The sequence below is a fragment of the Pseudomonas sp. Root569 genome (assembly GCF_001427465.1).
GTDB lineage: Bacteria > Pseudomonadota > Gammaproteobacteria > Pseudomonadales > Pseudomonadaceae > Aquipseudomonas > Aquipseudomonas synxantha.
Window position 1 is genome coordinate 129,567 of sequence record NZ_LMGQ01000028.1, and the last position, 23,108, is coordinate 152,674.

At 53.6% G+C, this 23,108-nt stretch carries 26 protein-coding genes and 3 pseudogenes; 17 read left to right on the forward strand and 12 right to left on the reverse strand.

The features are described from left to right. Window positions 1-258: 258 nt before the first annotated feature. From ASD70_RS25380 to ASD70_RS25405, 7 genes and pseudogenes are all read left to right on the forward strand, one after another. Window positions 259-519, forward strand: a pseudogene (locus ASD70_RS25380) (IS4 family transposase); the annotation flags it as partial. A 63-nt stretch (window positions 520-582) separates the two neighbouring features. Beyond that, window positions 583-1,086: pseudogene (locus ASD70_RS29660) on the forward strand (DUF2247 family protein). Between the two features lie 279 nt (window positions 1,087-1,365). Next, a complete protein-coding gene (locus ASD70_RS29665) occupies window positions 1,366-1,563 on the forward strand; it encodes a hypothetical protein (protein WP_056847722.1) in 198 nt (65 codons plus the stop codon). A 298-nt stretch (window positions 1,564-1,861) separates the two neighbouring features. Beyond that, on the forward strand, window positions 1,862-2,083 hold the full coding sequence (locus ASD70_RS28690) for a hypothetical protein (protein ID WP_082561473.1): 222 nt from the start codon (window positions 1,862-1,864) through the stop codon (window positions 2,081-2,083). A 148-nt stretch (window positions 2,084-2,231) separates the two neighbouring features. After that, window positions 2,232-2,450 carry an ADP-ribosylglycohydrolase family protein gene (locus ASD70_RS25395; protein WP_442965940.1) on the forward strand — a complete coding sequence of 73 codons (219 nt, stop codon included), beginning with the start codon at window positions 2,232-2,234 and terminating at the stop codon, window positions 2,448-2,450. Window positions 2,451-2,469: 19 nt separating this feature from the next. After that, window positions 2,470-2,940 (forward strand): hypothetical protein, encoded by a 471-nt coding sequence (locus ASD70_RS25400; protein ID WP_236708741.1) that lies wholly within the window; start codon window positions 2,470-2,472, stop codon window positions 2,938-2,940. Between the two features lie 446 nt (window positions 2,941-3,386). Continuing rightward, complete coding sequence (locus ASD70_RS25405; RefSeq protein WP_056847724.1) at window positions 3,387-5,246, forward strand: calcium-binding protein; 1,860 nt, start codon at window positions 3,387-3,389, stop codon at window positions 5,244-5,246. Between the two features lie 110 nt (window positions 5,247-5,356). Here ASD70_RS25405 and ASD70_RS25410 read toward each other — a convergent pair whose 3' ends face one another. Further along, the gene (locus ASD70_RS25410; RefSeq protein ID WP_236708742.1) at window positions 5,357-5,824 is read right to left on the reverse strand and encodes a MerR family transcriptional regulator; all 468 of its coding nucleotides are present in this window, start codon (window positions 5,822-5,824) and stop codon (window positions 5,357-5,359) included. A 94-nt stretch (window positions 5,825-5,918) separates the two neighbouring features. On the opposite strand from ASD70_RS25410, the gene ASD70_RS25415 reads away from it, so the two are divergent. Next, on the forward strand, window positions 5,919-6,557 hold the full coding sequence (locus tag ASD70_RS25415; RefSeq protein WP_056847725.1) for an NAD(P)H-dependent oxidoreductase: 639 nt from the start codon (window positions 5,919-5,921) through the stop codon (window positions 6,555-6,557). A gap of 124 nt (window positions 6,558-6,681) precedes the next feature. Here ASD70_RS25415 and ASD70_RS25420 read toward each other — a convergent pair whose 3' ends face one another. Then, a complete protein-coding gene (locus tag ASD70_RS25420; RefSeq protein WP_056847726.1) occupies window positions 6,682-8,130 on the reverse strand; it encodes a serralysin family metalloprotease in 1,449 nt (482 codons plus the stop codon). 392 nt (window positions 8,131-8,522) lie between these two features. On the opposite strand from ASD70_RS25420, the pseudogene ASD70_RS28695 reads away from it, so the two are divergent. Next, window positions 8,523-9,082 (forward strand): annotated as a pseudogene (locus tag ASD70_RS28695) (ADP-ribosylglycohydrolase family protein). Between the two features lie 33 nt (window positions 9,083-9,115). Here the strand turns inward: ASD70_RS28695 and ASD70_RS28700 are convergent. Then, entirely contained in the window at window positions 9,116-9,292 is a 177-nt protein-coding gene (locus ASD70_RS28700) for a DUF3606 domain-containing protein (protein WP_080944622.1), read from the reverse strand. Window positions 9,293-9,656: 364 nt separating this feature from the next. Here ASD70_RS28700 and ASD70_RS28705 point away from each other — a divergent pair, with 364 nt between their 5' ends. The 3 genes from ASD70_RS28705 to umuC all read left to right on the forward strand — a co-directional run bounded on the left by ASD70_RS28705 (window position 9,657) and on the right by umuC (window position 11,918). Continuing rightward, complete coding sequence (locus ASD70_RS28705) at window positions 9,657-10,019, forward strand: DUF2388 domain-containing protein (RefSeq protein WP_233518700.1); 363 nt, start codon at window positions 9,657-9,659, stop codon at window positions 10,017-10,019. Between the two features lie 206 nt (window positions 10,020-10,225). Then, window positions 10,226-10,651: a LexA family protein gene (locus tag ASD70_RS25435; protein ID WP_034135895.1), complete on the forward strand. Its 426-nt coding sequence runs from the start codon at window positions 10,226-10,228 to the stop codon at window positions 10,649-10,651. After that, window positions 10,644-11,918: a translesion error-prone DNA polymerase V subunit UmuC gene (umuC, locus tag ASD70_RS25440; protein WP_056847729.1), complete on the forward strand. Its 1,275-nt coding sequence runs from the start codon at window positions 10,644-10,646 to the stop codon at window positions 11,916-11,918. The genes ASD70_RS25435 and umuC overlap by 8 nt, the downstream gene beginning before the upstream one ends. A gap of 294 nt (window positions 11,919-12,212) precedes the next feature. On the opposite strand, the gene ASD70_RS25445 is transcribed toward umuC, so the two are convergent. From ASD70_RS25445 to ASD70_RS25455, 3 genes are read right to left on the reverse strand one after another with little or no spacing between them, the layout of a single operon-like run. After that, window positions 12,213-13,247 carry a site-specific integrase gene (locus ASD70_RS25445; RefSeq protein WP_056847730.1) on the reverse strand — a complete coding sequence of 345 codons (1,035 nt, stop codon included), beginning with the start codon at window positions 13,245-13,247 and terminating at the stop codon, window positions 12,213-12,215. Continuing rightward, window positions 13,248-13,457 (reverse strand): DUF4224 domain-containing protein, encoded by a 210-nt coding sequence (locus tag ASD70_RS25450; protein ID WP_056847731.1) that lies wholly within the window; start codon window positions 13,455-13,457, stop codon window positions 13,248-13,250. It abuts the gene before it with no gap. A 2-nt stretch (window positions 13,458-13,459) separates the two neighbouring features. Next, window positions 13,460-13,678 (reverse strand): hypothetical protein, encoded by a 219-nt coding sequence (locus ASD70_RS25455; protein ID WP_056847732.1) that lies wholly within the window; start codon window positions 13,676-13,678, stop codon window positions 13,460-13,462. Window positions 13,679-13,854: 176 nt separating this feature from the next. Between ASD70_RS25455 and ASD70_RS25460 the strand changes: the two genes are divergently transcribed. Further along, complete coding sequence (locus ASD70_RS25460) at window positions 13,855-14,046, forward strand: hypothetical protein (RefSeq protein WP_236708743.1); 192 nt, start codon at window positions 13,855-13,857, stop codon at window positions 14,044-14,046. A 344-nt stretch (window positions 14,047-14,390) separates the two neighbouring features. Here the strand turns inward: ASD70_RS25460 and ASD70_RS25470 are convergent, their stop codons facing one another. Then, window positions 14,391-14,720 (reverse strand): hypothetical protein, encoded by a 330-nt coding sequence (locus ASD70_RS25470; RefSeq protein ID WP_056847894.1) that lies wholly within the window; start codon window positions 14,718-14,720, stop codon window positions 14,391-14,393. Between the two features lie 217 nt (window positions 14,721-14,937). Further along, window positions 14,938-15,663, reverse strand: coding sequence for a hypothetical protein (locus ASD70_RS25475; RefSeq protein ID WP_056847734.1), 726 nt, complete (start codon window positions 15,661-15,663; stop codon window positions 14,938-14,940). A gap of 60 nt (window positions 15,664-15,723) precedes the next feature. Between ASD70_RS25475 and ASD70_RS28995 the strand changes: the two genes are divergently transcribed. Then, the gene (locus ASD70_RS28995) at window positions 15,724-16,440 is read left to right on the forward strand and encodes a hypothetical protein (protein ID WP_156382942.1); all 717 of its coding nucleotides are present in this window, start codon (window positions 15,724-15,726) and stop codon (window positions 16,438-16,440) included. On the opposite strand, the gene ASD70_RS25480 is transcribed toward ASD70_RS28995, so the two are convergent. Both ASD70_RS25480 and ASD70_RS25485 read right to left on the reverse strand, forming a co-directional pair. Continuing rightward, the gene (locus tag ASD70_RS25480) at window positions 16,367-17,008 is read right to left on the reverse strand and encodes a hypothetical protein (RefSeq protein WP_056847735.1); all 642 of its coding nucleotides are present in this window, start codon (window positions 17,006-17,008) and stop codon (window positions 16,367-16,369) included. The two genes, ASD70_RS28995 and ASD70_RS25480, sit on opposite strands and share 74 nt — an antisense overlap. A 245-nt stretch (window positions 17,009-17,253) precedes the next feature. Next, window positions 17,254-19,419, reverse strand: coding sequence for a DNA cytosine methyltransferase (locus ASD70_RS25485; RefSeq protein WP_056847736.1), 2,166 nt, complete (start codon window positions 19,417-19,419; stop codon window positions 17,254-17,256). A 67-nt stretch (window positions 19,420-19,486) separates the two neighbouring features. On the opposite strand from ASD70_RS25485, the gene ASD70_RS25490 reads away from it, so the two are divergent. Beyond that, window positions 19,487-20,257, forward strand: a complete 771-nt coding sequence (locus tag ASD70_RS25490) for a hypothetical protein (protein WP_056847737.1) — start codon at window positions 19,487-19,489, stop codon at window positions 20,255-20,257. 148 nt (window positions 20,258-20,405) lie between these two features. After that, a complete protein-coding gene (locus ASD70_RS29000; RefSeq protein WP_156382943.1) occupies window positions 20,406-20,654 on the forward strand; it encodes a hypothetical protein in 249 nt (82 codons plus the stop codon). Between the two features lie 188 nt (window positions 20,655-20,842). Here the strand turns inward: ASD70_RS29000 and ASD70_RS25495 are convergent, their stop codons facing one another. Then, the gene (locus ASD70_RS25495; protein WP_056847738.1) at window positions 20,843-21,076 is read right to left on the reverse strand and encodes a hypothetical protein; all 234 of its coding nucleotides are present in this window, start codon (window positions 21,074-21,076) and stop codon (window positions 20,843-20,845) included. Window positions 21,077-21,852: 776 nt separating this feature from the next. Here ASD70_RS25495 and ASD70_RS25505 point away from each other — a divergent pair. Beyond that, window positions 21,853-22,038: a hypothetical protein gene (locus ASD70_RS25505; RefSeq protein WP_056847740.1), complete on the forward strand. Its 186-nt coding sequence runs from the start codon at window positions 21,853-21,855 to the stop codon at window positions 22,036-22,038. Between the two features lie 336 nt (window positions 22,039-22,374). Here ASD70_RS25505 and ASD70_RS25510 read toward each other — a convergent pair whose 3' ends face one another. Beyond that, a complete protein-coding gene (locus tag ASD70_RS25510) occupies window positions 22,375-23,091 on the reverse strand; it encodes a hypothetical protein (protein WP_056847741.1) in 717 nt (238 codons plus the stop codon). Window positions 23,092-23,108 lie beyond the last annotated feature (17 nt).

The following is a 23,108-nucleotide window of genomic DNA, read 5'->3' on the forward strand; positions in this document are numbered from 1 at the left end:
GGAGTGTCGGGGTCCGCTCTGACGAGGGACGAATTGATTTCGGGATTGCCTGTAGGCACTAAAATCCCCCCAGGAAGTGTGGTTGATATCCGTAGGTTGCCAGATGGCCGAACAGTCTGGTTGGAAAAGGGGACTGATGCGAATGGCACTTACTTAATAGCTAACCGGCTGATCTGATTACAAAAAAAATGGAAAAAGGCCGCCCTTGGTCTACGGTGATAGTTGCGAACACACACCACTGGAACAAGGACAGCCCGCGTGAATCGTAGACGTCAAATCGCCAGGCATCAACAGCAGCGCATTCAGCAGCACGCCAAAAACAGCAATGCCCATGCGTTCTTTAAGCTGCTAGCCGATCCGGCGCTGCTACAGCGTGCCGAGTCAGTGATGCCCAAGCATCGTCAACGCTTGTTCCCGCCGACTGAAACACTGTCGATGTTTCTGGCTCAAGCCATAAATGCCGACCGTTCTTGTCAGAAGGCCGTGAATGATTTTTCGATCAAACGTTGCTGCGATGGGCAAAATAGGTGACAGATTTATTTGATTAAGCGTCACCAAAGGTGAAGTGAAATGTATTTTCCTATGGAGCCGAATTCGTTTATTTATAGCTGCGTAGATTTATGTTGGCGAGATGTACTGTGGGGTTATGAGCGAGGGCTGGTGGATTGGAGGTTTATTGTAGAGTTTGCCGATTTTAATGTGTCTAACGGATCCGTCGAACCATTGGAAATTGATCTGATTTGTTTGGGTGAAATTGATATTCGGGAAATTGAAGGGAAGATGTATTTGCTCTCTGAGCAGGAAAAAGAAACGCTTGCTTTTACGTCGAAACAAAAATTTTTGTTCATTGCGCTTAAATAGTTGTATGAGAATCAGCGTCATGTCGTTGATCCTCTTGGATCGGTTGAGTTGGTTTACGAGGATTTTGATTTTCCCACTGAAATAGAAAATTTTGTTCGCTATATGCCGGCGCAGGGCGGATATAAGCCTGAGGAATATACAGATCAACAAAATATTGATAGGCTTTTTTGTAATTGGCAAGAGTATTTGGAAGGAATGGCTGACGCTTTTAAAGTAGCGCATTGATGCGTATAAAAACGAAAAACAGATGAAAAAGAGAAAAAAAGGTGACAGATTTATTTGATTTGACGAGTCCTTTTAGATATGGCGAGTGAGTCTCCGGAAATAAATCTCTCCCCTTTTTAGGTAATTTTATTCGAACGGTTGATATGGGAAGACCTATTGGTGTTGATGCCAAAACAGGTGGACAGTCCACTAGCTTTATGACGGTAATTACTGACTCACAAGGCAACTTGGTGAACACATTTCCTGGGAAGGCGTTCTGAATTATGTATTACATTAATAATGTGGGATACAGATTTAGCCGCCGTTGGCCAAGATGGCTGTCTTGATCGTATCGAGATTCCTTTGGATGTAGCGAGTTTTTTCTTTCGGCTGGATGTCGAGCAATTTCCAATGCTTTCCAGCTTGAGTTTTGATGATTATGACCTGTTTCCGGGACGCAATTTAGTTCACTTGTTGATGAGTTGGTTGCTGTGGTGAACATTAATCCTTTAATTTCAGAATTAGTTAAACAGATGCTGGCTTTGTTGTTTAAGGCGCAAGGCTCAAGTAAATCTATGTTGTTTGACCCGTTTAAATGAGATGGCATAAAAAACGGGACAGATTTGAATAGTATTTTACTTAGCCGTGGAAAAGAGGGGCGTTTGTTTTTTTGGGGTTGGTGAGTACTTTTAGGTATCGCGGTGAGTCTCTGAAAAATAAACCTATTCCCCTTTTTTCTTTTTTCTTCGAGGTCAGGTATTTTTGACGTGAATATGAGAACTATAGGTAATTAAAAATGAGCAAAACTGATATTTCAGATTGGATTACACGTGGTAAGACCATTTCTCAATTAATTGAAGAGTTGCGATCATTTGAAGATCAAAGCCTTATGGTTGAGATTTCAGTTGATGGTGGAATAATTAAAAAGCCAATTAGCTTGGTTGGGAAGAGAGATGGTGTCTGTGTTTTATTTAATTGTGAGTCCGATTTTTTATCGCTGGCTATGGGAGAGGAGTAGGGCGGATTTACGCAGGTGTTGCAAATGGAATGCTTCGGCTTGACCGAGCCAAAAGTGATAGCCATTCCCCAAGGGCACTACCGGGAAAAGGCCAGCGCTGAGATTGTCGGCTCAGGTTATGCAGTCGATTCGGTGGTGCTTCCACCAGATGGATAGCTTTGCCGAGGCCGTGCTGATGGCTGCGAACCTGGGAGACGATGCGGACACTACCACAGCAATCGTTGGGCAAGTGGCCGGTGCCTATTATGGTGTGCAAGGTATTCCCGAGGATTGGCTGCGCAAGGTGTGGATGCGTGAGCATATCCAGAGTACGGCCGATGCATTAATGCAGATGGGCGAAATTCAAAAAGGTGACAGATTTATTTGATTTAGGAGTCCTATTAGATATGGCGACTGAGTATCCAAAAAATAAAACTTTCCCATTTTTCGTGTTGGGAGGGGATGTGCAAGCGATAGAAAGCAATATAGATGGGGTTGAAAAACTTTCAATTATTCCAGGATTTAATTTGTACAATTTGAATCTCGTATTAAGCTTTAACGTTCGGCAAGAATACTCGGGAGAGGATGTCTCGACGTATGAGATTGGACTTGTCATGCTTTATGAGTTTGAGCATTTTGAATACGAAGTTGGCTTAAAATTTATGGGGGTGAGTCGGTTTAAAGTTCCCGAAGCGAACGGTGCTTTTTACTTGAGCGAGATAGAATTGGAAAATGTTTCCGCCGATCAGCTTGAGGGCATCAGTTTTAGATTTAAAGATCATGGAGGTTCTGGATTTGAAGTACTGTCTCGTGGGTTTTCAGTTTCAAGCTGCAAGCCTCGTGACCGAAGCTGTAAATTGAGTCTGGTAAAAAGGTGAGGTCGCAAATCGGGTAAAAAGTGACAGGTTTCTTTGGTTGTTCTGAGCTAATAAATCAGGCATTTTCTCCGCCTCCATTTTTCAATTTTTTGTCTCGTTCTCAATCAAATTTTTGCTTTTTCAGAGCAGAGCACGGCGCCCTACTTTTTTGACCAATGGGTCACGAAAAAAACAGATTTTTCTATCGTGCTTAGTAAATATTGCTCATGGCAGTTATGTCGTATGTATCCCTAACAATATGCTCCTTTAATCCGATAGTCGGTCACTTCCTCACTGCACTCCTACGCTAATGTTTACAAGCTTCCTTAATGGTCAAAGTCGATATTAAGAAAAGAAGCAGCCTGAACAGAATGCACAACAACAACTTCAATGCATATTGTTTAGCCCGACGTATCAGTTATTGCCGTCGACTTCGGTGTTGATCGCTGGGCTCAAGGAGTACTGACATGGCTATATTCGATTACAAGGGTCAAGATGCCCGTGTGCTGATTTCAGATGCCTGGAACCTCGCCACTTACACCAGCGGTGTCGCGACCGTAGGCGCGCTCTACAACATTCCAGGGGCGGTACTGGGGGAGGGCAACACCTTTGCATTGCCCAAAGGCTGGCGTGAAATCGGCGCCAATGAACTGAGCGTTGATAGCAGTCACACCGATATCACCGGAAGTTTCACCGGCGATGGCGTGTTCGGCTCCCAGGCCAGGGTGTTTGGTCAATACGATGACAGTGGTCAATTGCTGAAAATGGGGTTTTCCATTGCCGGCACCAACTCCCTGACTGATCTGCTGGGCTGGCCGGCCATGATCGACAACTCGTATATCAACGGCTATGAGTACCTGCTCAACTCAATCAAGGATTACGCGATAGACCACAACCTGAGCGGTAAGGATGTGCTGGTGACCGGCTACAGCCAGGGCGGCTCAGTGACTAACAGCATGTATATCGGCAAGGACACGCTGGCAGACGGTTTCTTCAAGGATTCGGACTACTTTGGCATGGAGTCGCCCAAGTCCAGCAACAGCGACGGAATCTACAACTTCGGTTTTGAAAACGATGTGGTGCACCGCCTCACTGGGCAGGAAACCAACGTGGGAAGCGCCATCATCGACGCTCTTCAGGGGAGTGACGCCAGTTACACCTCGACGACCGACAATATCGTGCTGTTCGATACGATCTACGCCCTGCCAACCTGGCCCAACGGTCCGTTTTCCATTGCCAACTTGTCAGGATGGGCTGCGCACCTCGAAGGTATTTTCATCAACCCCATCCAGCGCATTGCCCAGTCGACGTTCTACGATTACATCGAGCGCGATAGCACCATCGTGATCAGCAACCTCGACGCGATCAGCCGCAGCTTCACCTGGGTCAGCGACAAACAGACCGCCACCTCCAACCATTACGGTACACCGGCCTTCCTGCTGGGCACCGACAGTGCAGACAAGCTGCAGGATGGTCGCAGCGATGATTTCCTCGACGGGTTCAGTGGTGACGACAGTTTCCGAGTCAGTACCGGTACCGATATCGTCGCTGGCGGTGCAGGCGATGACAAAGTCTTTCTCAAAGGTACGGCGTCCTCCTACGAAGCCGTGAAACTGAGCGACGGTACGTTGTTTTTGAACGATAGCAGCGGCCAATACGGCCTTAAAGAACTGCATGGCGTAGAGCATGTCGAGTTCGAAACCGGCCTTGCCAACACGCTCGGTCAGTTACCTGTTATCGGTGGCATCTTCAGCGGTATCGGGCAGGCGCTGACGCCGTCTTATACGGTCACCAACGGCAAGCTGGATTTCGATGGCCTGTTCGGCGCCGACAAGGCTTACGCCAGATCTATTGAAGGTAGCCAACTGGCCGACACCCTGAAAGGCACTGCAGCACGCGACCTGATATTCGGCCAGAACGGCAACGATCGGCTCGACGGTGGCGCCGGAAATGACCTGCTGCACGGCGGTGACGGCAACGACACGCTGCTGGGCGGCACGGGTAACGACTCGCTGTATGGCGCCAGCGGTAATGATGTTTTGATCGGCGGGCAGGGCAATGACCAGCTCAGTGGTGGCGTGGGCAGCGATTTGTTTTTGTTTGATCAGCGCGGGTTCGGCCACGACGTGATCAGCGACTTCAACATCCATCAGAACGGGCATGATCTGCTGGTGTTCTCCAAGTCGTTGTTTGCGAGCGCCGATGCTGTAATCGGGTCCACCACCCAGAACGGCAGTGACAGCGTGATTTTGGCGGGGGACAGCAGTGTCACCCTGGTGGGGTTCAATGCGGCACAACTGAGCGCAGAGATGATCAGCGTGGTTTGATGCGGCATCGGTACAGCTGGCGATAAAACCTCACAGGGTCGCAGATGCTGTGGGGTTTTTTCTTGCTGATCGTTTTACAGCAATTTATATCCCGCAGTATCGCGTTTTCCTCAGTTGCCGGCAGCCATCATGTGCTTGCTTCGCATGACTACGGCTCGATCAGGCCTTGATCGCTCAGCGCTACGCGGGCAATCCAATCCCGGTGTGATGCCAGTACGAAGGCTTTCTTCGAGGGTTTGTTGCAGCATCAACAACTCCTCACGCTGCACTTTTAGCGTGGCTTCGATTTGCTGTATCTCCTCCAGACGTACATTGATCTGTTCCAGAGTGAGGGATTTGGAGCAGCTCCCGTCATGAAGGAAAAGGCCACGAATGGTGTCGAGGGAAAAACCCAGCCTTTGCGCGTGGATCACGACTTCCAGGCGCTTAATGGTGGATTCGCTGTAATAGCGATAGTTGTTCATGTCGCGCGTGGGGGCGTCCAGCAGGCCTTGCTCCTCGTAGTAGCGTATTGCTGAAGCAGCAAGGCCGGTACGTCGCGCAATCTCGCCTATCTTCATTTTTTGCTTGACCTTCAAGTTGACTTTAATCCGCAGTATAAGCCGCAGCGTAATCCGGAAGGTAATCGGATTGGGCTGGATAAGCACCTTTGACCTACGTGGAATATGAAGAATGAGCAAAATAACCGAGTTGCTGAATTGGCGTTATGCGACGAAAAGTTACGATTCGTCCAAGACAATACCTGCTGAAAAGCTGGAGCGAATCCTGGAGGCGGTACGCCTGACGGCGACGTCAAGCGGGCTCCAGCCATTTGAATTGCTGGTGGTGACCAATCCGCAAATTCGCGAAAAGATTAAGGCGGTCAGCTGGAATCAGTCCCAGGTGACTGACTGCTCTCATTTACTGGTGTTCGCCGCCTGGGATGACATCACGCCTGAGCGTATCAACATGATGTTCGACCTGACCAATACGGTACGAGCTACCGTCAACCAGGGTTGGGAAGATTACCGTCAAATGCTCCTCGGTATAGTCGCCGAGCGTGGACAGGAGGCCAACTATCAAGCGGCTGCGCGCCAAGCCTATATCGGCCTCGGCTCGGCTTTAATCGCCGCGGCATCCGAGCAAGTCGATGCGACGCCCATGGAAGGTTTCGACCCATCGGCTGTCGATGAGATTCTGGGACTGGGAGCCAGGCATCTGCGCAGTGTGGTGCTCCTGCCTTTGGGGTATCGGGCAGCAGAGTCTGACTGGCTGGTAAACCTGAAAAAAGTACGGCGGTCTCGCGAAAATTTCGTAACCGAAATCAACTAGGGAGAAGTGCAGCCGCTTCACATTGCAGCAATAGTGGGGCACAGCTGCATGGGTAGAACCGAGTATTTGATCGTGAGTTCCTTTCCAATCATTGAGCGCGGCGCGCGAAGCGCCGCGCTTTGTATCACGCCACGATGTCGCTGACGGCTGCCTGGCCGACGGTGGTGACGAGGAAGTCCGCCACACCGTGCCCGGAGAAGTCCACGGCCAAGGTGCCCAGGTTGGTACCCGAGGCATAGTTCAGCACGGCATCGCCGGCATGGCCGGTGAACGCATTGACGAAGCTCAAGCCCGCACCCTTGGTAATGCCCGACAGGTCGATCTTGTCGGAGCCCGAGGTGAAGTCAAAGATCTTGTCCGCAGCGCCTGGCCTGGAATCGGAACTGGCACCGTACACGAACGTGTCGTTGCCGGCGCCGCCCCACAATTGGTCTGCGCCGCCACCTCCGTAGATGAGGTCGTTACCGGCCCCGCCTTTGATGAGGTTGGCGACCTGGTTACCAATGATCAGGTCGTTGCCCGAACCGCCGAATGCGTTCTCGATGGTGACGCCCTTGGCGATCGACACGTTGCCCACCAGGCCGCCCACATCAGAAAACGAGGTGGCAGTGAGGTTGATCTTCTGGTTTTGAGTGAAACCGGAGAAGTCCAGAGTGTCTTTGCCGCCGCCGTCCCATACCGAAAACACCAGCTTGTCGGCATCGGATGTGGCAGTGAGGAAATCACGCCCGGTATTGGAGTTGAACCCGTAGGTCGTGTCACCGGCGCGAGTGCTGTAGTTGGCACCGTAGAGCTTCTGGATCGCGGCGATGTCGTCGATCAGCGGGCCGGCAGCATAGGCTTCGACACCACCTTTACTGAAGTTCTGGTTGGTGTTGCTCTCGCTCCAGTAACTCATCACGGAGTAAGCATGTGTATCTTCGGCATATTTCGCATCCGAATACGACGGTTGACCCACACTGGCGTCGTACGAACCTGGGTGCTGCAGTCCAAGCGTGTGACCAATTTCATGGGTCAAGGTTTGACGACCGTAATTGCCGTTTGCCGGTGTTAAATTTTCTTGATAGTTTTGATTGGTATAAAACAACGCATCGCTATTTCCGCTGTTATTTGGATAGAATCCAAACGCTGATCTGGCACCACCATGCTGCAGGTCATTACTATAATTGCCCAGCGATATATGTGCGTCACCTCCGCTTCTGGATTCGATGAATGAAATGTTGGCGACGTCTGACCAGGATTGGAAAGAAAGGGCTGCTTGGGATCTCTGTTGAGCGTTGAATGCGCTGAATCCAGACACATTCTCGGAGGCGAATGCTTGACTTTCTGAAGTCAGAAAGCTGTAGGTGAAGTTGTATTTCCCATTGTGGTCGTTGTCACCCCAATAGTAACCTCCTCGAGTTATTTCATCCGCTGCCTGCGCAATAGTGTAAGACGGCTTCCCCTGTAAGGAATTAAATCCTCCTCGATCATAGGTGTGTGAAAAATTATAGAGTGCCTGGTAATCTTCACTTGTTCGGAATTGCGCCGACGTGGTGAATGGGCTAACAAGATTTTTCGCCAAGATAGTCATACGTGTACATTCCTTCGTGTCCATTGATTTGGAGTGTTATATGCTTATCACGTTTTCGCTGCTTTCTTGTTATGCTTGTCTTTATAAATGACTATTGGATTTAGTGTTATTTGAAAATTAAATATAATATATAACTAGTTGATATATCGTTATAAAACAGCAGGGACGCCTTAGGCTGATGAGTCAGGTGGCGGATGTGATTGCGGGGAAGTCATTCACGATTGTTAACGGAGCATTGGTGTTGGCGTCATCAGCCTGTCTTGCGGCGGACGCTATCCTCGTAGCTACTACAGTGCTGCACGTCACACACATTAGTCAGTCGCCTCTTACATACCGAGCAGAGTGGGACTGCAATAGTGCTGCGACCTGATTTATCTATGAGCTGATTACAAATGCCCATCTCTCTGTCGGAGCGTTTTCGTGGCTGTCTGCTGGGCCTGGCCTGCGGTGACGCCGTAGGAACCACGGTTGAGTTTATGCCGCGTGGTTCATTTGAGGCTGTTACTGGCATGATCGGCGCAGGCCCTTTTAATCTCCAGCCTGGTCAATGGACTGACGACACCTCCATGGCGCCCTGTCTGGCTGAGAGCCTGCTGCACAAAGGTGATTTTGACGCTGCCGATCCGGCTTGACCGAGCCAAAAGTGATAGCCATTGCCCAAGGGCACTATCGAGAAAAGGCCTGCGTTGACATTGTCGGCTCAGGTTATGCAGTCGCTTCGCTGGAAGCGGCACTGTGGTGCTTGCACCAGACGGATAGCTTTGCCGAGGCCGTGCTGATGGCTGCGAACCTGGGAGACGATGCGGACACTACCGCAGCAATCGTTGGGCAGGTGGCCGGCGCCTATTATGGTGTGCAAGGTATTCCCGAGGATTGGCTGGGCAAGGTGTGGATGCGTGAGCATATCCAGAGTACGGCCGATGCCTTAATGCAGATGGGCGACGATCATTAAAGCGCCCCGCAGAAGCGCAGGGCGAGTTTTATGCTATTTGCCGAGTTTCTTACGCACATCTGCAACCATCGGGCCGACGGCTTTTACCGCATCCTTGAGCTGTTGCTCAGTCACGCCAAACTCCTTCGTCCAATACTTCAACTCCCAAGCTTCTGAAGTGTTCACTCGAGCACGGTCTTGAGGGCCACGGTTTTTCAGATCGTCAGACATAGTCCACTCCTGCGGGTTGGCCTGGAGATGTTCAGGCGTCTTTCGGTAGAGCGTTTGAATGCGCGGGTAGTTCGGTTGAGATTTGAGGAGGGAGCATGGATTTGGCAGGACGCCGGACGAGGGGGAGCTTCAAACCGATGACGCGGGTCGGAGTATTGCCTGCGGCCAGCTTACGTAACAGTGCTACATCCGCTGCACTCCATGCTGATCCGCCCTTTGGTGTGCTCAGTTCCTTATGGGGTGGAGGTCAAAAGCTACAACTGATCAGATGTGCGCCACTGGCATTCCATCCACGCTGGATGCCTGGCGTGGAAGAAGGTAGATTCAGCCCCGAAAGGATGATGCATACCTGTGGAGTGGATCTTTGCGCAAACTGATTGTTGTACTTATGCTCGGTTTTTCGTGCAGTTTTCCCGTAATCGCTGGTGATGGCAGGCCGGTCAAGGTTTCGGCCTTTGGAGCGATTGTCTCATCGAGCCTTGCTGTGACCCTTTCCCCCGTTTCGCTTACCGAAGACAGTCAAGAAAGTAGTCAGAATAGTTCAAAGAAGGGTGACCGAAAGGTACTTGCCGCACGCAATGATGCTGCAGCTTTTGTCGCGAGTGATGGAGTTATTAGAGGCGTGGGCCTGGAGGCTGCATTCGAGGTTTTGCGTACTCAGAATGAAACGAGCTCAGTCAGCGACGTCGAACTAGCCCAAGCAGTTTTGGTTTACGAATTACGCTAGAAAAATGGAGTTTCGACCACTTGTATCTCGCTTGGTGTAGCCCAGGCCTTTGAAGGGTGGACATGGTGTCCTCCGTCCGATGTATTGTGAAAGTCTTCCGCACATAGGCACCTCTCCATCTGTCGAAATCTCCTACAGAAAAATTGACCGCAAGCCGGCTTCAAAGTTAACTGTACATTCGTACAGTATATGTAGAAGGCTGCATCATGAGCTTCACCATTTTAGGTCCTATATCCGAAGGCGGCACGAAGCTGCCTTTCTGCTCGTTTCGTGTGCCCGCTGGCTTCCCGTCACCGGCGGCCGATCACATCGAGCAGCATATCTCATTGGATGAGGTCCTAAATATCAGGGCGCCGCACGTCTATCTCATCGCTATTACTGGAGAAAGCATGCAAGGGGCGGGAATTTTTGAGGGAGACCTGGCAGTTGTTGACCGGTCAATTGAGCCGGCCCACGGGCACGTCGTTGTCGCTCTTTTGAACAATGATCCCGTCTGTAAGCGACTGTGCAAGCGCGGGAAGGAGGTGATTCTCCTGTCAGAAAATCCGAAATACCCAGCGAGGTATGTTTTGGAGGGTGACGAGCTATCAATTTGGGGCGTGATTACCAGCACGGTGCGCAGTCATGTCTGACGCGCCAGTCTTTGCACTGATTGACTGCAATAGCTTCTATGCAAGTTGCGAGCGGGTCTTTCGACCGGATCTGGCTAAGGTGCCCATCGTTGTATTGAGCAATAACGACGGTTGCGTCATCGCTCGCAGTTACGACGCCAAGCCGTTTATCAAGATGGGCGAGCCGTATTTCCAAATCAAACACAAGCTGAAGCAGCATGGCATCGTTCCTTTTTCATCCAACTACGCGCTCTATGGTGACATGAGCGAGCGAGTGATGACTCTGATCGAATCGATGGTTCCTGCCGTCGAGATTTACAGTATCGATGAGGCGTTTGCTGACCTATCGGGTATTCCCGAGCTGGATGCTTTGGGTCGTCAGATCCGGGAGCGGGTGCTGCGCTGCACTGGCATCCCCGTGGGGGTTGGAATAGCGAGCACCAAAACCTTGGCCAAGCTGGCCAACCACACGGCAAAGCGACTGCAAGCTCAGACAGGTGGCGTGGTGAACATCACCGATCCGGTCAAGCGCGATTGGGTACTGCGCAATACTGACGTCTGCGAAGTGTGGGGCGTGGGCCGCAAAATGAAACTCCACCTTGACGCAATGGGCATAAAATCAGCGATGGACCTCGCCAAGGCGGATCCTTGGACGCTGCGCAAGAAATTCAGCGTAGTGATCGAAAAGACGGCGCGTGAACTGGCCGGCACGTCGTGCCTGGAGCTGGACGATCCCGATGTGCCGAAGCAAGAAATCTGCTGTAGCCGCATGTTTGGCATGCGGCTGACCGAGCTGTCACCGATTAGGGAAGCGGTGGCCACCTACATGTTGCGAGCCTCGGAAAAGCTGCGTGCGCAAAAGTCACTCTGCAAGAAGGTCCGTGTCTGCATCCGAACCGGGATGTTCAACCCGCAAGAGGCGAAGTACGCCAACGGCGTGGTAGTCGATATGCCTTATCCCACCGACGACGTGCGCTTGCTCACAAAGGCCGCGGTTGATGCTCTGGATAAGATCTTCCGGCCAGGTTTCAAGTACAGCAAGGCTGAAGTGATGCTGCTAAACCTGTGCCAGCCAGGCGAATACACCGACAATCTTTTCGCAATATCGCAGCCGACCGAGGCGACCCAGGTTATGGCTGTACTCGACCAGATCAACGAACGGTGGGGAAGGGGGACGCTGCGATCTGCTAGCGTGCCGACGAATCCCCTCTGGGGGATGCGCCGGGAAATGATGAGTCAGAGCTATACGACAAGGTTGGATCAGCTATGGTCGGTGTCTTGCAAGTAGGGGCAGGTATTTGTTCGGCAGAACACCGGTGGGAAGGGAGTTGCGGAACAGATCTAAGAATTGCGGAACAGAAAAGATAAGGGCCTGCCCAGGTTTCCCTGGCAAGCCCTTGATATCTATGGTGCCCGAACCCGGAATCGAACCGGGACGCCCTTACGAGCGGGGGATTTTAAGTCCATAATGTATTTGTTTTAAAACAATGAGATAGCGTCAATTCTGCACCGCTATGCGCTCTCTTAAGACACCTTGCAGCCCTTTGTTTTCAAGGGGGCGAAAATGATTGCGGTGCAGAATTCACTTCGTCGGAGTGACCTTTTTGCCGATCCTTTTGCGGATGTAGTTCTCGGTCATGACCACGGTGGTGTGCCCGAGCTGATCACGTGCTTGCAAGATATCACCGCTCGATTCTGCCTTGTCGGTACCGGCCTTAGCTCGCAAGTCGCGCATCTGAAAATCTCCTTTCTCAACACCGGCTGCTTCCCGGGCCGCGTCAAACCTCCCGCGCAACATGCTGCTGGTCATTGGCTGCCCGTTCTCCATAACGATGAGCCTGCTTGTCCTGATCTTGTGCCCATCCTTCCTGGCCATGATTCGATCAATCACAACCTTCAGCTCGCCCGTTATCTCAATCCTCCTTTTTGCATTCGTCTTACCTTGCTTCACGGACAGCCTGTTGTCGCGGATATCTCGCTCATCCATTTTCAGGGTGTCAGCGATGCGCTGCCCGGTCAGGTAGAACAAATCGAGCGCGTCCCGTAGCGGTTGTTCAGCGTGCTGATAAACCAGGGCGAACATCTCGTCCTCGATGTACTGATCACGCCCGGACTCCTTGTGCCCCTTAACGCCGGCGCACGGGTTGGCCAGGGCCGTATAACCGCTGCTTCGGGCAAAGTTCCAGATGGCGCTGAGTAGAGCTTTCTCACGATTGGCGCGCACCGGAGCTGTCTTGCCGCGCTGCCGCAGGTATTGGACGACGTGTTGAGGCTCGATCGCCTCCAGCGGCGCGGGCGGATCATCGAAGAATTTCAGCAGCTGCTTCAGCTCCCGAGTGTTGTCCTTTTGAGTGGCCAAGCTCTTGGTAGGCACCACCTCATGCATGTAGATGTTTGCCACGTAGGCAAAGGTCAGCACGTCTTGGGCCAGGGCCGAGGACGCGCGGCTCTTCTCAAGCTTTGCGTACTCCACGATAGCTATTCCATAGTCGCTGCCCAGGGCAAGTTCCTTCCTCGGCGATCCCCCGAGGTCGTAGTAGTAATAGATAGTTCCGCTACGTTGCTTCCGCTTCCTTAAGCGCGTAACGCTGTCAGGCTGTGTTGGTTTCCTTCCCATTTAACTCACCAGCCGCGGCTGCCATTTTGGTTTTGTCGTAGTTTCGATGATCGCCTCTCCGGTTAGCGCATTGGCTATGACGCAAGGCCAGCCGCTGCGCTTGATGGTGTGGCGAATCCCGTTTCGCCTGAGCACTTGCACCTGCCCGGCTTTTGTCCTTGCGCCGGTGAGCGTGCAAACCTCCTCATGTGACAGAAAGTGAATTTCCATAATTACCTCCCGCCCACCGTGGGCCGCGCTGTCTTGATGATGTGGATGGCAATGGCGAAGCTGATCAGCAGCCAAGCGCAGGTGCCGACGAAGGCGTAGATCAGTGCACCGTTGGTGCCGGTGGCGACAAGGTCAGGGCCGAACCAGAAGAGCCAGCCGAGTGTTCCGACCAGGTACAGAAAAGCGCCCAGCAGTATCAGGGTGAGTTTCATAGCGAACATGGGGTGTGTCCTAGCCGCGCTGGGCGGCGTATAGGGGATTGGAGTGATAGCTTTCTGCCTATATTTCAAACAGGACCGAAGCGGTGTACAAAAGGGTTCAACTAAGTTCGTGATGAGGCATGGACGTGTCACACAACTTCGATGCTCCGATAGCTCACGTTTACCGGGGCCACGTGATGGTTCTCAAGTTCGACTGGCGCCGCCCGAACGACGAGAGCCCTGTTGCCGCAAAGATCATTGAACCAGCACCCATCAATGGGTTGGGTGAGGTTGCCGCAGAGTTAGAAGGCCCTTGGCCTGACTATCCGGCAGCGCTTGATGAAGCGATGGCGGCAGCTGAACGATGGATCGATAGTCAGTTGCCGTGAATCCGCCCAACGACAGGCATGTGGGGGTTACATCAACGCCACCAAGCACGCTGCTGCGATTTGCCGGCGCAGATCCTGGCGTTGTTGAAGGCTGATCAAATCCCGCCTGTATAGGCGGTTGGACCATCTGTCGCATTCACGGAGGAAACGATTCCTGGATTTGCGGTTGGTCACTGGTGCAATTGTGATAATTGCTTGTGCGAACGCTCTCATGTGGCTCTCCTTGTTTGGTGAGCCTTGATGGTCGGCGCGTTGAAGTGTCGGTTTCCCGACTATTTACAGTGGAAATTACTCACGGCCTGGGCCCTCGGTAGATGAAGACGTAGGCGAACCACAGGGGGCGATCATGGCGTAACCTCTCGGCGTGCCCACCAGCAGACAGGACCGTCGTCTGTGTCGTGAATAGCCAGGCAGAACCAGCCTTCGCCATCAGGCCGATCCGGCTCCCAGTAACTGCAGTCAGGGTCGCCAGCTTCGAAATAGCGCTCAGAGACCGCTTCGTCGCTGTGGTATTCGAGGCTCACCATCTTCACCTGCAGGCCCTGTGCAGCGATCCAGGCCTTGCACTTATCACCGTCGCCTTCGTCGAAGTCGGGCATATCGGGGTGAGCGAACATTCCGTATTCGTCGCGCACGACCGGGGCTGGCTGGATCAACGTGATTTCTTCAGGCATGACTTCGTCCTTGGCCGTTTTGATGGCCGGTTTATGCTTAAATGGGTGGATATGGAATGGATAGTTTTTCAGGGAGGAGCGCATATGTTTGCTGTCGGTGTATCACTACTTGCAGTCGGCTTGGGGACATCTAACCCTGGCTTTTGGATACCCGGCATCGCCTTTATGGCTATCGGGCTCTCCCAACGAGCAAAGCGCTGATCTTCGTCAGTTTGCGCTACACCCGTTTGAACTCGACCACCCAGACCCACGGGTTGGCGCCCCAGTCGCCGCCGACCGAGTTCCACAGATTGCCGAAGGCGTTGCGGGCTGAGTCGAGGCATTGCTCTTGGCTGTTCGTCTTGTTCCACATCCAGCCTGGGCGTTGCTGGTGTTTGCTGGCGGGGTATTCGCACTCGGTTGCGTCCCGGATCCCCCGTCCACCGTGGAAGCAGGCCTGCCCATAGTCGGTGAAGAAGCATCCCTCGGCCTTGGCCTGGTCTTCGCTGATGTCCTGCAACCGCTCGACGCGCACGTCGGTGATCTCCAGCAGGATGCGGCTGGCCCAGCGCGGCATGTGTATAGAGGGGCGGCCTTTGCCTGGCGCGATCATCGAGCATCCTGTCTGCCGGACCGCCCCATCTGCCGGGTACTGGATCGGCTCGCCTTGGCTCAGGTCTCGCGGCGCTACCGCATCAACCTGTGCGTCTGCCGCCCAGGTCTCGCGCACCCACAGCCGGTCGCCGGACTGACCGTATGGGCAGCAATGCTTGGAGAAGTTGCGAGCAGTCTCACGGTCATCGGAGCCACAACCGAACAGATGGCCTTTCCACGCAAAGTCCGAACCGTCAGTTAGCCGCGGTTTAGAGTTCACCGCACGCCGTGTGACCGTCTTCCTGCCTTCCAGGATGGCGCGCACCATCGGCGCCGAGAACAGGATCGGCCGTTCCTTTACTTGAGACATGAGTCGTCCTTGCCGCTATAGCGGCTGACTTCGAAGGGGGAGGGGGGAGTTGGGGATGTTATGCTTGAGCGCATCTTAATGGGGGCGCTCATGGAATTTCAGCTCAAAGACTTTATAACGATTGGTGTTTCTGTAGTCGCACTGCTCATTGCAGCGGCGGGTTTTTACTTCGCTAATGTTCATAAGCCAGCGGATTTAACGCTAACTATGTTAGAGCGCTCGCAAAGTGGTGAGGTGGTGTCGGTGAAAACTGATGAGCGTAATATCTATATTCAGCATCGTAAGTTCGTCAGCAGAGCTAAAACGAATTTGAGCTACAGTGTTAGTAATACCGGAAAGCAAGCCCTTTGTGTTAAAAGTGTAGATATTCTTCGCGGTCCAAGCTGTCATGGGAATCTGAGAGACCCTAGACCTTTTACCGTTGTGTCAGGTGGTCAAGTAACTAGTTTTGTAATTGAGCCGAGCGATATTAAGATACTCGAAGTTAGTTACGATATTGACAACAATCAGTCGGAGAGCACTAATGATAAATATCTTTTGTTTAGCTTGGAAGTAGTGTCTGCGTTCGGCTCTCGATATCAAGTTTGCCACGATATTACTAATGTTATGGCTGTGACCTCACTGCATGATCCGTTATGGGATGGTGTTTCGCTCGGCAACCCAGTCCGTTCTGATAGGTATGTTCAAAAACATTTGAGGCAAGTCAGGTGGTCGATGTCCGCTGTTTCTGGCGGAGGGCTGACTGGACTGCCTCGACCACTCGGCGAAGGTAGGTGAATTTGTGGTTCTCTTCGACCGCCTTACCGTCGAGCGGGTAATGCCATTCCTCGCCGAACAGTTCAGTCAGTAGCGCGCTTTGATGCCAGCATTCGCTCGGGCTCTCGATGCTGCGCAACACATCGATGCCATGCCAAAGCTCACGGGCTTCATATTTGCTCAACTCCCCAAGCTCCCAATCGTGTCGCCCGGCCTGTTGCCTGCGCCGCTGGGCGATGCACTTCTTGGCCAGGGTGTGAAGTGCGTCTCCACTGAATACAGTTGGGCTGATCCCACGATCCAGGCAGTGCAAGACGTAGTCCCAGCCGCAGTCGGCGACGAACTCGGCGACGGTGCGCGGGCCCATCCCACCCCAGTAGGCGTTCCAGCTGTTGTCCCAGCAGTTGATGGTGATCTTGCCCTGGGCGGTCTGGTAATTCGGATCGGATTCGGTCGGGCAGTCGCGCCGACCGAAGTCCTCGAGGAAGACGGTGATCGGGTCCAGCCGCGGCGCGCCGGTGATGACCAGCTTCGTGACTGTCGAGCGCTCAACCTTCAGCGGTGCGGCGAGTTTGTTTTCTGTAGGCATGGGGAGTCCTTGCCGGGCCATGCTCGGGCGGTTTAGTGCTGTCAATGGGGTAGGCGTGAGAGAAAGTTGCGACTTGTAGGAAGGCTAACGACAGGTTTCAGGTATACAGCCAGATCCGTCGTGACATCAGAATCAGTGGCACCTAAACGAAACGGTGCTGCAAACATGCAAACCCTGATTGATGTACTGGAACTGATTTCCCTGAGCCTAGCGATTATTTGTTCGCTCAAGGAGCTGGGATGGCTTTAAGCCGCTTCCGCCTGGCGTTCAGCCACTCGCCACGGGTCGTTGGCTCTGGCCAGCGCTGCCATAGGCGGAGGACTGACGCTGTTACCGCACATGTGCACCTGCTGGGTCTTGGTGAACGGCTTGCCGTCGGCGCCGTGGCTGATGATGTAGTCGGCCGGGAAGCCCTGGGCCTTGTACAGCTCGGCCGGCTTCAGCATCCGCAGGCAAATGTCGACGATAACGTAGGGCGTACCCTTCACCATCACGGTAACCATCGCCAGGCGGTCCTTGGTGGTGATGGTCGGCGCAGGCGAGTCGCAAGCGCTGATGTTCTCGGTGCCGTAGTAGCTGATCAGGAAGGCGGCGACGCGCAGGGCGCCCGCTTCATGCTCCGGCGACAGGGTGAGCGACACCAGCGAGCTCTTGCCACCGCCGCCGGCCGTGATCGTCGGCGCCGGATCATCCAAGCCCTGGCCAACACTGCCGCCGAATGCCCGCTCCATGAATGCGCAGACCAACCCGTGGTGCTGGCCGCCGGCGCTGACGGTGTGTAGCGGGTCGTTCACGTCCCGTGCATCACAGTTGCCGCGCATGTGCACCAGGTGCGCTGTTGCCAGTTGCTGCTGGCTGCCGGTGTTGGTGACCGTGGTCATGGGTTCGTGCATGCCCTTGGCATGCGTGGTGTTGAATCCACCGTTCGCCTGGATCATCACCGCGGCGCTGACTGACTGTCCGCCGCCGCTGGCAGTGACGGTGCCGACCGGGCCGCAGATGTCGTTCACCCCGTGGGAGCGCCGCTTGTTTGCGCCGGAACCCTCACCATGCCCAGCTTGGACGATGCAGGCCGATGCGACCGCGCGGTGGCTATGGGTCATGAGCGTGCCGATGGGCTGATCTGCTGTTACCGGGTTTCCGGCGTACACCGGGCCACCGGCCCGCACCAAAATCGAGCTGGTCAGCGCATGCTTGACGCCGCCGGCGACCACGGTGCCTAGGGGTTGATCAAGGCCTGGCACCCGTGGTTCCTGTCCAGGGCGCTCGCCGTACCCCGACTGAATCAACGTAGGGCTGATCAAAGTTAGTTCACCGCGATTCGCGCAGGTCACCGTCGGCAGCGGCTCGAGCGGGTCATTGATGCGATCGCTGCCCTGGTGCGTCGCCGGGGCGATGGTCGGGCTCACAACCGAGAAGGCGCCGCCCTTGGGGTAAGAGGTTACGGTGCGCTGCGGCTCGTCGGCCGACTGCACCGTTTCCCCTGACCAGTTGGCTATCGGCACAATGAACGGCGCCGCGCTGTCGATGACAAACTTCTTCATGCCCTTGGCAACTCGGCGCAGGGTGGCCGGTGCCAGGTCCCTCTTGCGGCCAAAGATGCTTTTGCCCAGGTCGGTGAAGTCGATGCAGTCAGCGGCTGTTTTCCACTTCAGCTGTCCCTTGGCGGGGTTCTTGGCATGGGTTGGCTCGGGCCACACGATCGGCTGCCCGTCGCACCGGGCGATCATGAACAGGCGCTCCCGGCTGGTGGGCGCGCCGAAGTCGCATGCCCGAATCACTTTCCACTCAACGACATAGCCCATGCCTTCCAGCAAGGCCACGAATCGTCGCCAGGTCCGGCCGCGCTGCTTTGGATCAGGGATCAGGAATTGCTGGCCCACCGGCACGACTTCACCGGGTGCCGCAACGTCGCCGCCGAGTTTCACCACCCGGCCGGTGGCCTTGTCGCGCTTGGCGATCAGTCGGCCCCATTGCAGGATCTGCTTCACGTTCTCGAGGCTGATCACCCGGGGCCGCTTCATGCCTGCCCACTTGAGCCCGATCCACGACAGGTTGCGGATCTCGCGCTTGCGCGGTTGACCACCGGCGGCCTGGGAGTGGTGCGTGCAGTCCGGCGACATGTGGAACCAGCCCACGGCCTTGCCGCCACACTCGGTGTCCGGGTCACCCTCGAAAACGTCGGTAGTGAAGTGCTGTGCGCCGGGGTGGTTCACTGTGTGCATGCTGATCGCTTGCGGGCTGTGGTTCTTCGCCACGTTCACCGTGCGGCCCAGGCCCATTTCCAGCCCGGTACCGGCGCCGCCGCCGCCACAAAAGAAGTCGACAACGATCTCATCGTCCTGAGGGTTGAAGCCGAGTCCGTATTGGGTTTTGAAATCGAAGGGCTGTGTTTTGTTTCGTGCGGACATGGGGAATACTCGCCGGCGTAAAATAGCTACGGCATAATCATCTGGTGGATGAAGTCTGGAGAGTGCTTTGAAAAAAGATTGGGTAATCTGGGTTGGTTGTATTGGACTCTTTTTCGCTGGGGGCATTTATTTCAATATGCTCCCTCAATTGGTTTGGAAAAAAGACATTGGGATTAGTGATCTTGTAGCTGGAGCTTCAGCGGTAGCTGCTGCGTTCGCCGCGTTCGCGGCTTGGAAGTCTGCATTGATTTCAAGTGAAGCTGCGAGTGACAGTAGAGTGTTTTCTCGTATGCAGGCTTACATAATGCATAGACAACAGTTTGAGGCGTTGTTAACGCAAATGGAAAAGGAATTGTTGGTGCGATTTAAGGAGAAAGATAGATTGTATAATGATATTTTTCCAAATAATCGTCACCTGAAACGTCCATTCAGCATGGAGGCTAATGGCGAAGAATTTAAGGCATGGTCAAGCTTTTTCAAAGAGTTGCTAGGTAAAACGAATAAGTACCCTGCAATGGGCTTGAGAGAGCTAAAAACGTGGATGGTTGATCAGCTAATGCTTACGGGGAACTATCTGCGATTTGATTTTGATCTTGATTCCGATATCGGCGTATTCATCATTGAAGGAATTAAAACTAGAGTGTCCATGGATGATCCGATGCTTTCGCTCAGGCTTGCGAGTAAAGTCATCAATCACTTTTCTGTATTCGGAATGACGGATGCTTATCTAGGCATGTCATCGCCACCCGAGTACTTCGTCGACGCTCTCAAGGATCTTCAGCTCACAACATTTACAGGCGGAGGAGGATGTGAATATCGGGAGTTCGGCAAATCGTAGCAAATAGTGTTCTCCGTGCGACGCTGAGAGCACAAATTATTACTTTCATGACCTATATCAGCACCAGCCTCTACCTTGCCGGCTGGCGTGATGCGTTGATATGGGGTATTACGGATGACCGGCATGGAGCCGGATCAAAGAGAGCGAAATGTCACTATCTGTTGATAGGCCACATCCCGTTGAATATCTGACAAAGAAGGTGGTTACCGTCCTGATAGATTTCAAATGGCGTGGCAACAGCGAAATTCCCGTTGCGGCCAGGCTTAGCATTCCAGGACAAGAAGCGGCAAAAACTCCAGTCGAAATAGTGGAAGGGCGGCACTGGGCAACCAAAGATCAAGCGTTGGCAGAGTGCCAAGAATCAGCCGAACGATGGATCGACTTGTCTCTTAGATAGCGGGTCAGCATGCCGCAAGGGCTATTTTGGAGCTTCAATTTGGTCGTCAGGCTCAGGCGGGTCATCGGCGAGCGACTTCAGGCCGCTGCCATGATGATCTGCGACACCTTTTCAGTAACGACAAAAGGTGTCGTTCCTGCCATTGCACCCGTCTAGCGATACTGGATCTTCTGGAGCGGATGCGCAGGCTATATCGACAACTCCCTGAGCTTGCGCTCCGTTGCCCTGTCAAACTGAAGGATAAGTACCTCGCCTTGCTCTTCTGTGATTGCGCCTACGCATGTCAGGCCGATCACAAAGCCATGAGCTTTCGCACCGTATTTAACAGCCAATATCATTGATCCAGCAGTCTCTATCTCTCTAAGAATTTTTTCTGCAGGACGTAGCGCTGCGACTGGCAAGTCGAAACTGTCACTGGTCATCATCGACTCCACACACAAGGTTCTGAGGCTTTATGCCACGCGGGGCTTTTAGCCCTCTAAAAAATCATGACTGCCGCGGTAAGGCGGGGTTCAAAAAATGAAATGGTTCGGCTGACGAGCTCAGACCGGTAAAAAATATTCGTCGCCCGCCAGTCGCTTCTGCGCAGCCTTGGCCGATCGTTCCTGAGCAGTCTTGACATGGACTACCTCTTCGATTCCATATGCTGGCAAATCAAGCCATGTCTAACGGCGACGCTGTTGCATCTGGTTATTGATGCGCCACATGGGGTGTCGGCGAACTTGAAGCCGTTCTCCTGAGCGATCAACGTCACGCGCTTGATGTGAATGCCCAGGTTCTTTGCTGCCATGCTCGTTGTAATGCCTTCGACCGCGTCTGCTCGTACATTAGCCGCCAGAATGGTCATGTCCTCGTTTGTGTTGGGCAACAACCGCCGAGGGGAACGGCTCGATCTCCGCGAACCAGGCGGTGCGCATGCCCAGCGGGTGCACGCTTGTGTCGCGGCCTTGATGCCGCTGCACACAGAACCGTATGTGATATCGGACATATGGGAACCTCGTCGGCTGGCTTGATGTTGATTTTAGGAGTATNACCAGGCGGTGCGCATGCCCAGCGGGTGCACGCTTGTGTCGCGGCCTTGATGCCGCTGCACACAGAACCGTATGTGATATCGGACATATGGGAACCTCGTCGGCTGGCTTGATGTTGATTTTAGGAGTAATGGTATTTGAATAACTCATCCAGGCAGGAGGCCTATATGAGACTGCAAAGCGATATCGATGCACTTGCAGCAATCGAGGAAGACGCAGGCGAGATGCTCAAGTGGATTGGTCTTCCAGACGACAGGCAGAAACTGGAGATCGTAATTTGCTTGCGGCAAATAATTGATCTGGCGACTTATAGAAAGGAGGTTAGCGAGTATTCGGAGCCATTGGCGCGATAGTGCGTGGTTGGTTTGATTCGTTCAAGTGGGTGGTATGCTTTGCTGCTTATCAAACAGGGACAGTGGTAATGGCCAGTAAAAAGCTTGAAGCGTTCCGCGAGTGGTTCATCCCCAAGCATCGGCGTCGAGTGGGTGGTGCTTTTGTGATTATATGGATCAGCGGACTTGTTTTGTATCCAAGCAACAACTGGATCTACGTATTGATTCCAGGAGTGATAATTTTCTTTAGTGCTTGGCCCTCGATAGTTCACGACAAGCGCTGAGGCGCGCCCTGTCATGCCTGGCTGGCGTGATTCGTTGACATGGAGTATTACGGGTGACCGGCATGGAGCCGGATCAGGCGGCGGCGCTGGTCGCTTCTTTTATCGCCATGATGGCGTTAGCGGCGTGGCGCACGTAGTACAGGCGAGCCATCAGGCTTGGGCATGGCTTGCTGATCGTCGACTCCCAGAGGTCGCTGCCACCAATCAATTCTTCGTGCTCGCGCAGGAAGTCATAGGCCAGCACCACCTCGCTGTCGCGGCCATCGGCAAAGACCTCAACCTCCTCAACTACGTCAGCCAGTTCGGCGAACGGAAAGCGCTCGTCTTCTGCCTCATCGCGCTCACGCAGCCATTCAACAAGTTGTTCGGCCTGCTCCAGGGTGGCGCCCTTATTCGGGATGCCAGCTATCCACTCAGGCACTTCATCGCTCGGCAATTCGTAATCGATCCGGCCGGCGACGCACTCACACACCGTATCGCGGATCGCGTCGAAGTCGATCACCACGCGCTTGATGTCGCCATCCAGCTTCTCATGCAGATACCCGTCGCTCTGATGGCGTAAAAAGTTGAGGCCGTAGCTGGAGCCGACGTGGAACACGAGCGGGCCGATATCGCCCATCATGCTCATGCCGAAGCGGGTAACACAGATGTCGAACCCGTAGCAGCTGCTGCCTGGTCGTGCGCAGCGCCAAACCTCGACGCCGTTTTCATTCACCAGTTGGGTGTATTGGTGTTGGGCCAGGTCTTCTGCGACCCGGGCGGCGAGCGCGGTTCTTTCATGCTCTTTCATGGATTATCTCCAGTCAG

Bases quoted from the DNA above. Each gene is read 5' to 3' on its own strand.
- ASD70_RS29665 (WP_056847722.1), top strand. From the start codon at position 1,366: ATGTGGGATACAGATTTAGCCGCCGTTGGCCAAGATGGCTGTCTTGAT.
- ASD70_RS28690 (WP_082561473.1), top strand. From the start codon at position 1,862: ATGAGCAAAACTGATATTTCAGATTGGATTACACGTGGTAAGACCATT.
- ASD70_RS25395 (WP_442965940.1), top strand. From the start codon at position 2,232: ATGGATAGCTTTGCCGAGGCCGTGCTGATGGCTGCGAACCTGGGAGAC.
- ASD70_RS25400 (WP_236708741.1), top strand. From the start codon at position 2,470: ATGGCGACTGAGTATCCAAAAAATAAAACTTTCCCATTTTTCGTGTTG.
- ASD70_RS25405 (WP_056847724.1), top strand. From the start codon at position 3,387: ATGGCTATATTCGATTACAAGGGTCAAGATGCCCGTGTGCTGATTTCA.
- ASD70_RS25415 (WP_056847725.1), top strand. From the start codon at position 5,919: ATGAGCAAAATAACCGAGTTGCTGAATTGGCGTTATGCGACGAAAAGT.
- ASD70_RS25420 (WP_056847726.1), bottom strand. From the start codon at position 8,130: ATGACTATCTTGGCGAAAAATCTTGTTAGCCCATTCACCACGTCGGCG.
- ASD70_RS28700 (WP_080944622.1), bottom strand. From the start codon at position 9,292: ATGTCTGACGATCTGAAAAACCGTGGCCCTCAAGACCGTGCTCGAGTG.
- ASD70_RS25435 (WP_034135895.1), top strand. From the start codon at position 10,226: ATGAGCTTCACCATTTTAGGTCCTATATCCGAAGGCGGCACGAAGCTG.
- umuC (WP_056847729.1), top strand. From the start codon at position 10,644: ATGTCTGACGCGCCAGTCTTTGCACTGATTGACTGCAATAGCTTCTAT.
- ASD70_RS25445 (WP_056847730.1), bottom strand. From the start codon at position 13,247: ATGGGAAGGAAACCAACACAGCCTGACAGCGTTACGCGCTTAAGGAAG.
- ASD70_RS25450 (WP_056847731.1), bottom strand. From the start codon at position 13,457: ATGGAAATTCACTTTCTGTCACATGAGGAGGTTTGCACGCTCACCGGC.
- ASD70_RS25455 (WP_056847732.1), bottom strand. From the start codon at position 13,678: ATGTTCGCTATGAAACTCACCCTGATACTGCTGGGCGCTTTTCTGTAC.
- ASD70_RS25460 (WP_236708743.1), top strand. From the start codon at position 13,855: ATGGTTCTCAAGTTCGACTGGCGCCGCCCGAACGACGAGAGCCCTGTT.
- ASD70_RS25470 (WP_056847894.1), bottom strand. From the start codon at position 14,720: ATGCCTGAAGAAATCACGTTGATCCAGCCAGCCCCGGTCGTGCGCGAC.
- ASD70_RS25475 (WP_056847734.1), bottom strand. From the start codon at position 15,663: ATGTCTCAAGTAAAGGAACGGCCGATCCTGTTCTCGGCGCCGATGGTG.
- ASD70_RS28995 (WP_156382942.1), top strand. From the start codon at position 15,724: ATGCTTGAGCGCATCTTAATGGGGGCGCTCATGGAATTTCAGCTCAAA.
- ASD70_RS25480 (WP_056847735.1), bottom strand. From the start codon at position 17,008: ATGCCTACAGAAAACAAACTCGCCGCACCGCTGAAGGTTGAGCGCTCG.
- ASD70_RS25485 (WP_056847736.1), bottom strand. From the start codon at position 19,419: ATGTCCGCACGAAACAAAACACAGCCCTTCGATTTCAAAACCCAATAC.
- ASD70_RS29000 (WP_156382943.1), top strand. From the start codon at position 20,406: ATGTCACTATCTGTTGATAGGCCACATCCCGTTGAATATCTGACAAAG.
- ASD70_RS25495 (WP_056847738.1), bottom strand. From the start codon at position 21,076: ATGACCAGTGACAGTTTCGACTTGCCAGTCGCAGCGCTACGTCCTGCA.
- ASD70_RS25505 (WP_056847740.1), top strand. From the start codon at position 21,853: ATGAGACTGCAAAGCGATATCGATGCACTTGCAGCAATCGAGGAAGAC.
- ASD70_RS25510 (WP_056847741.1), bottom strand. From the start codon at position 23,091: ATGAAAGAGCATGAAAGAACCGCGCTCGCCGCCCGGGTCGCAGAAGAC.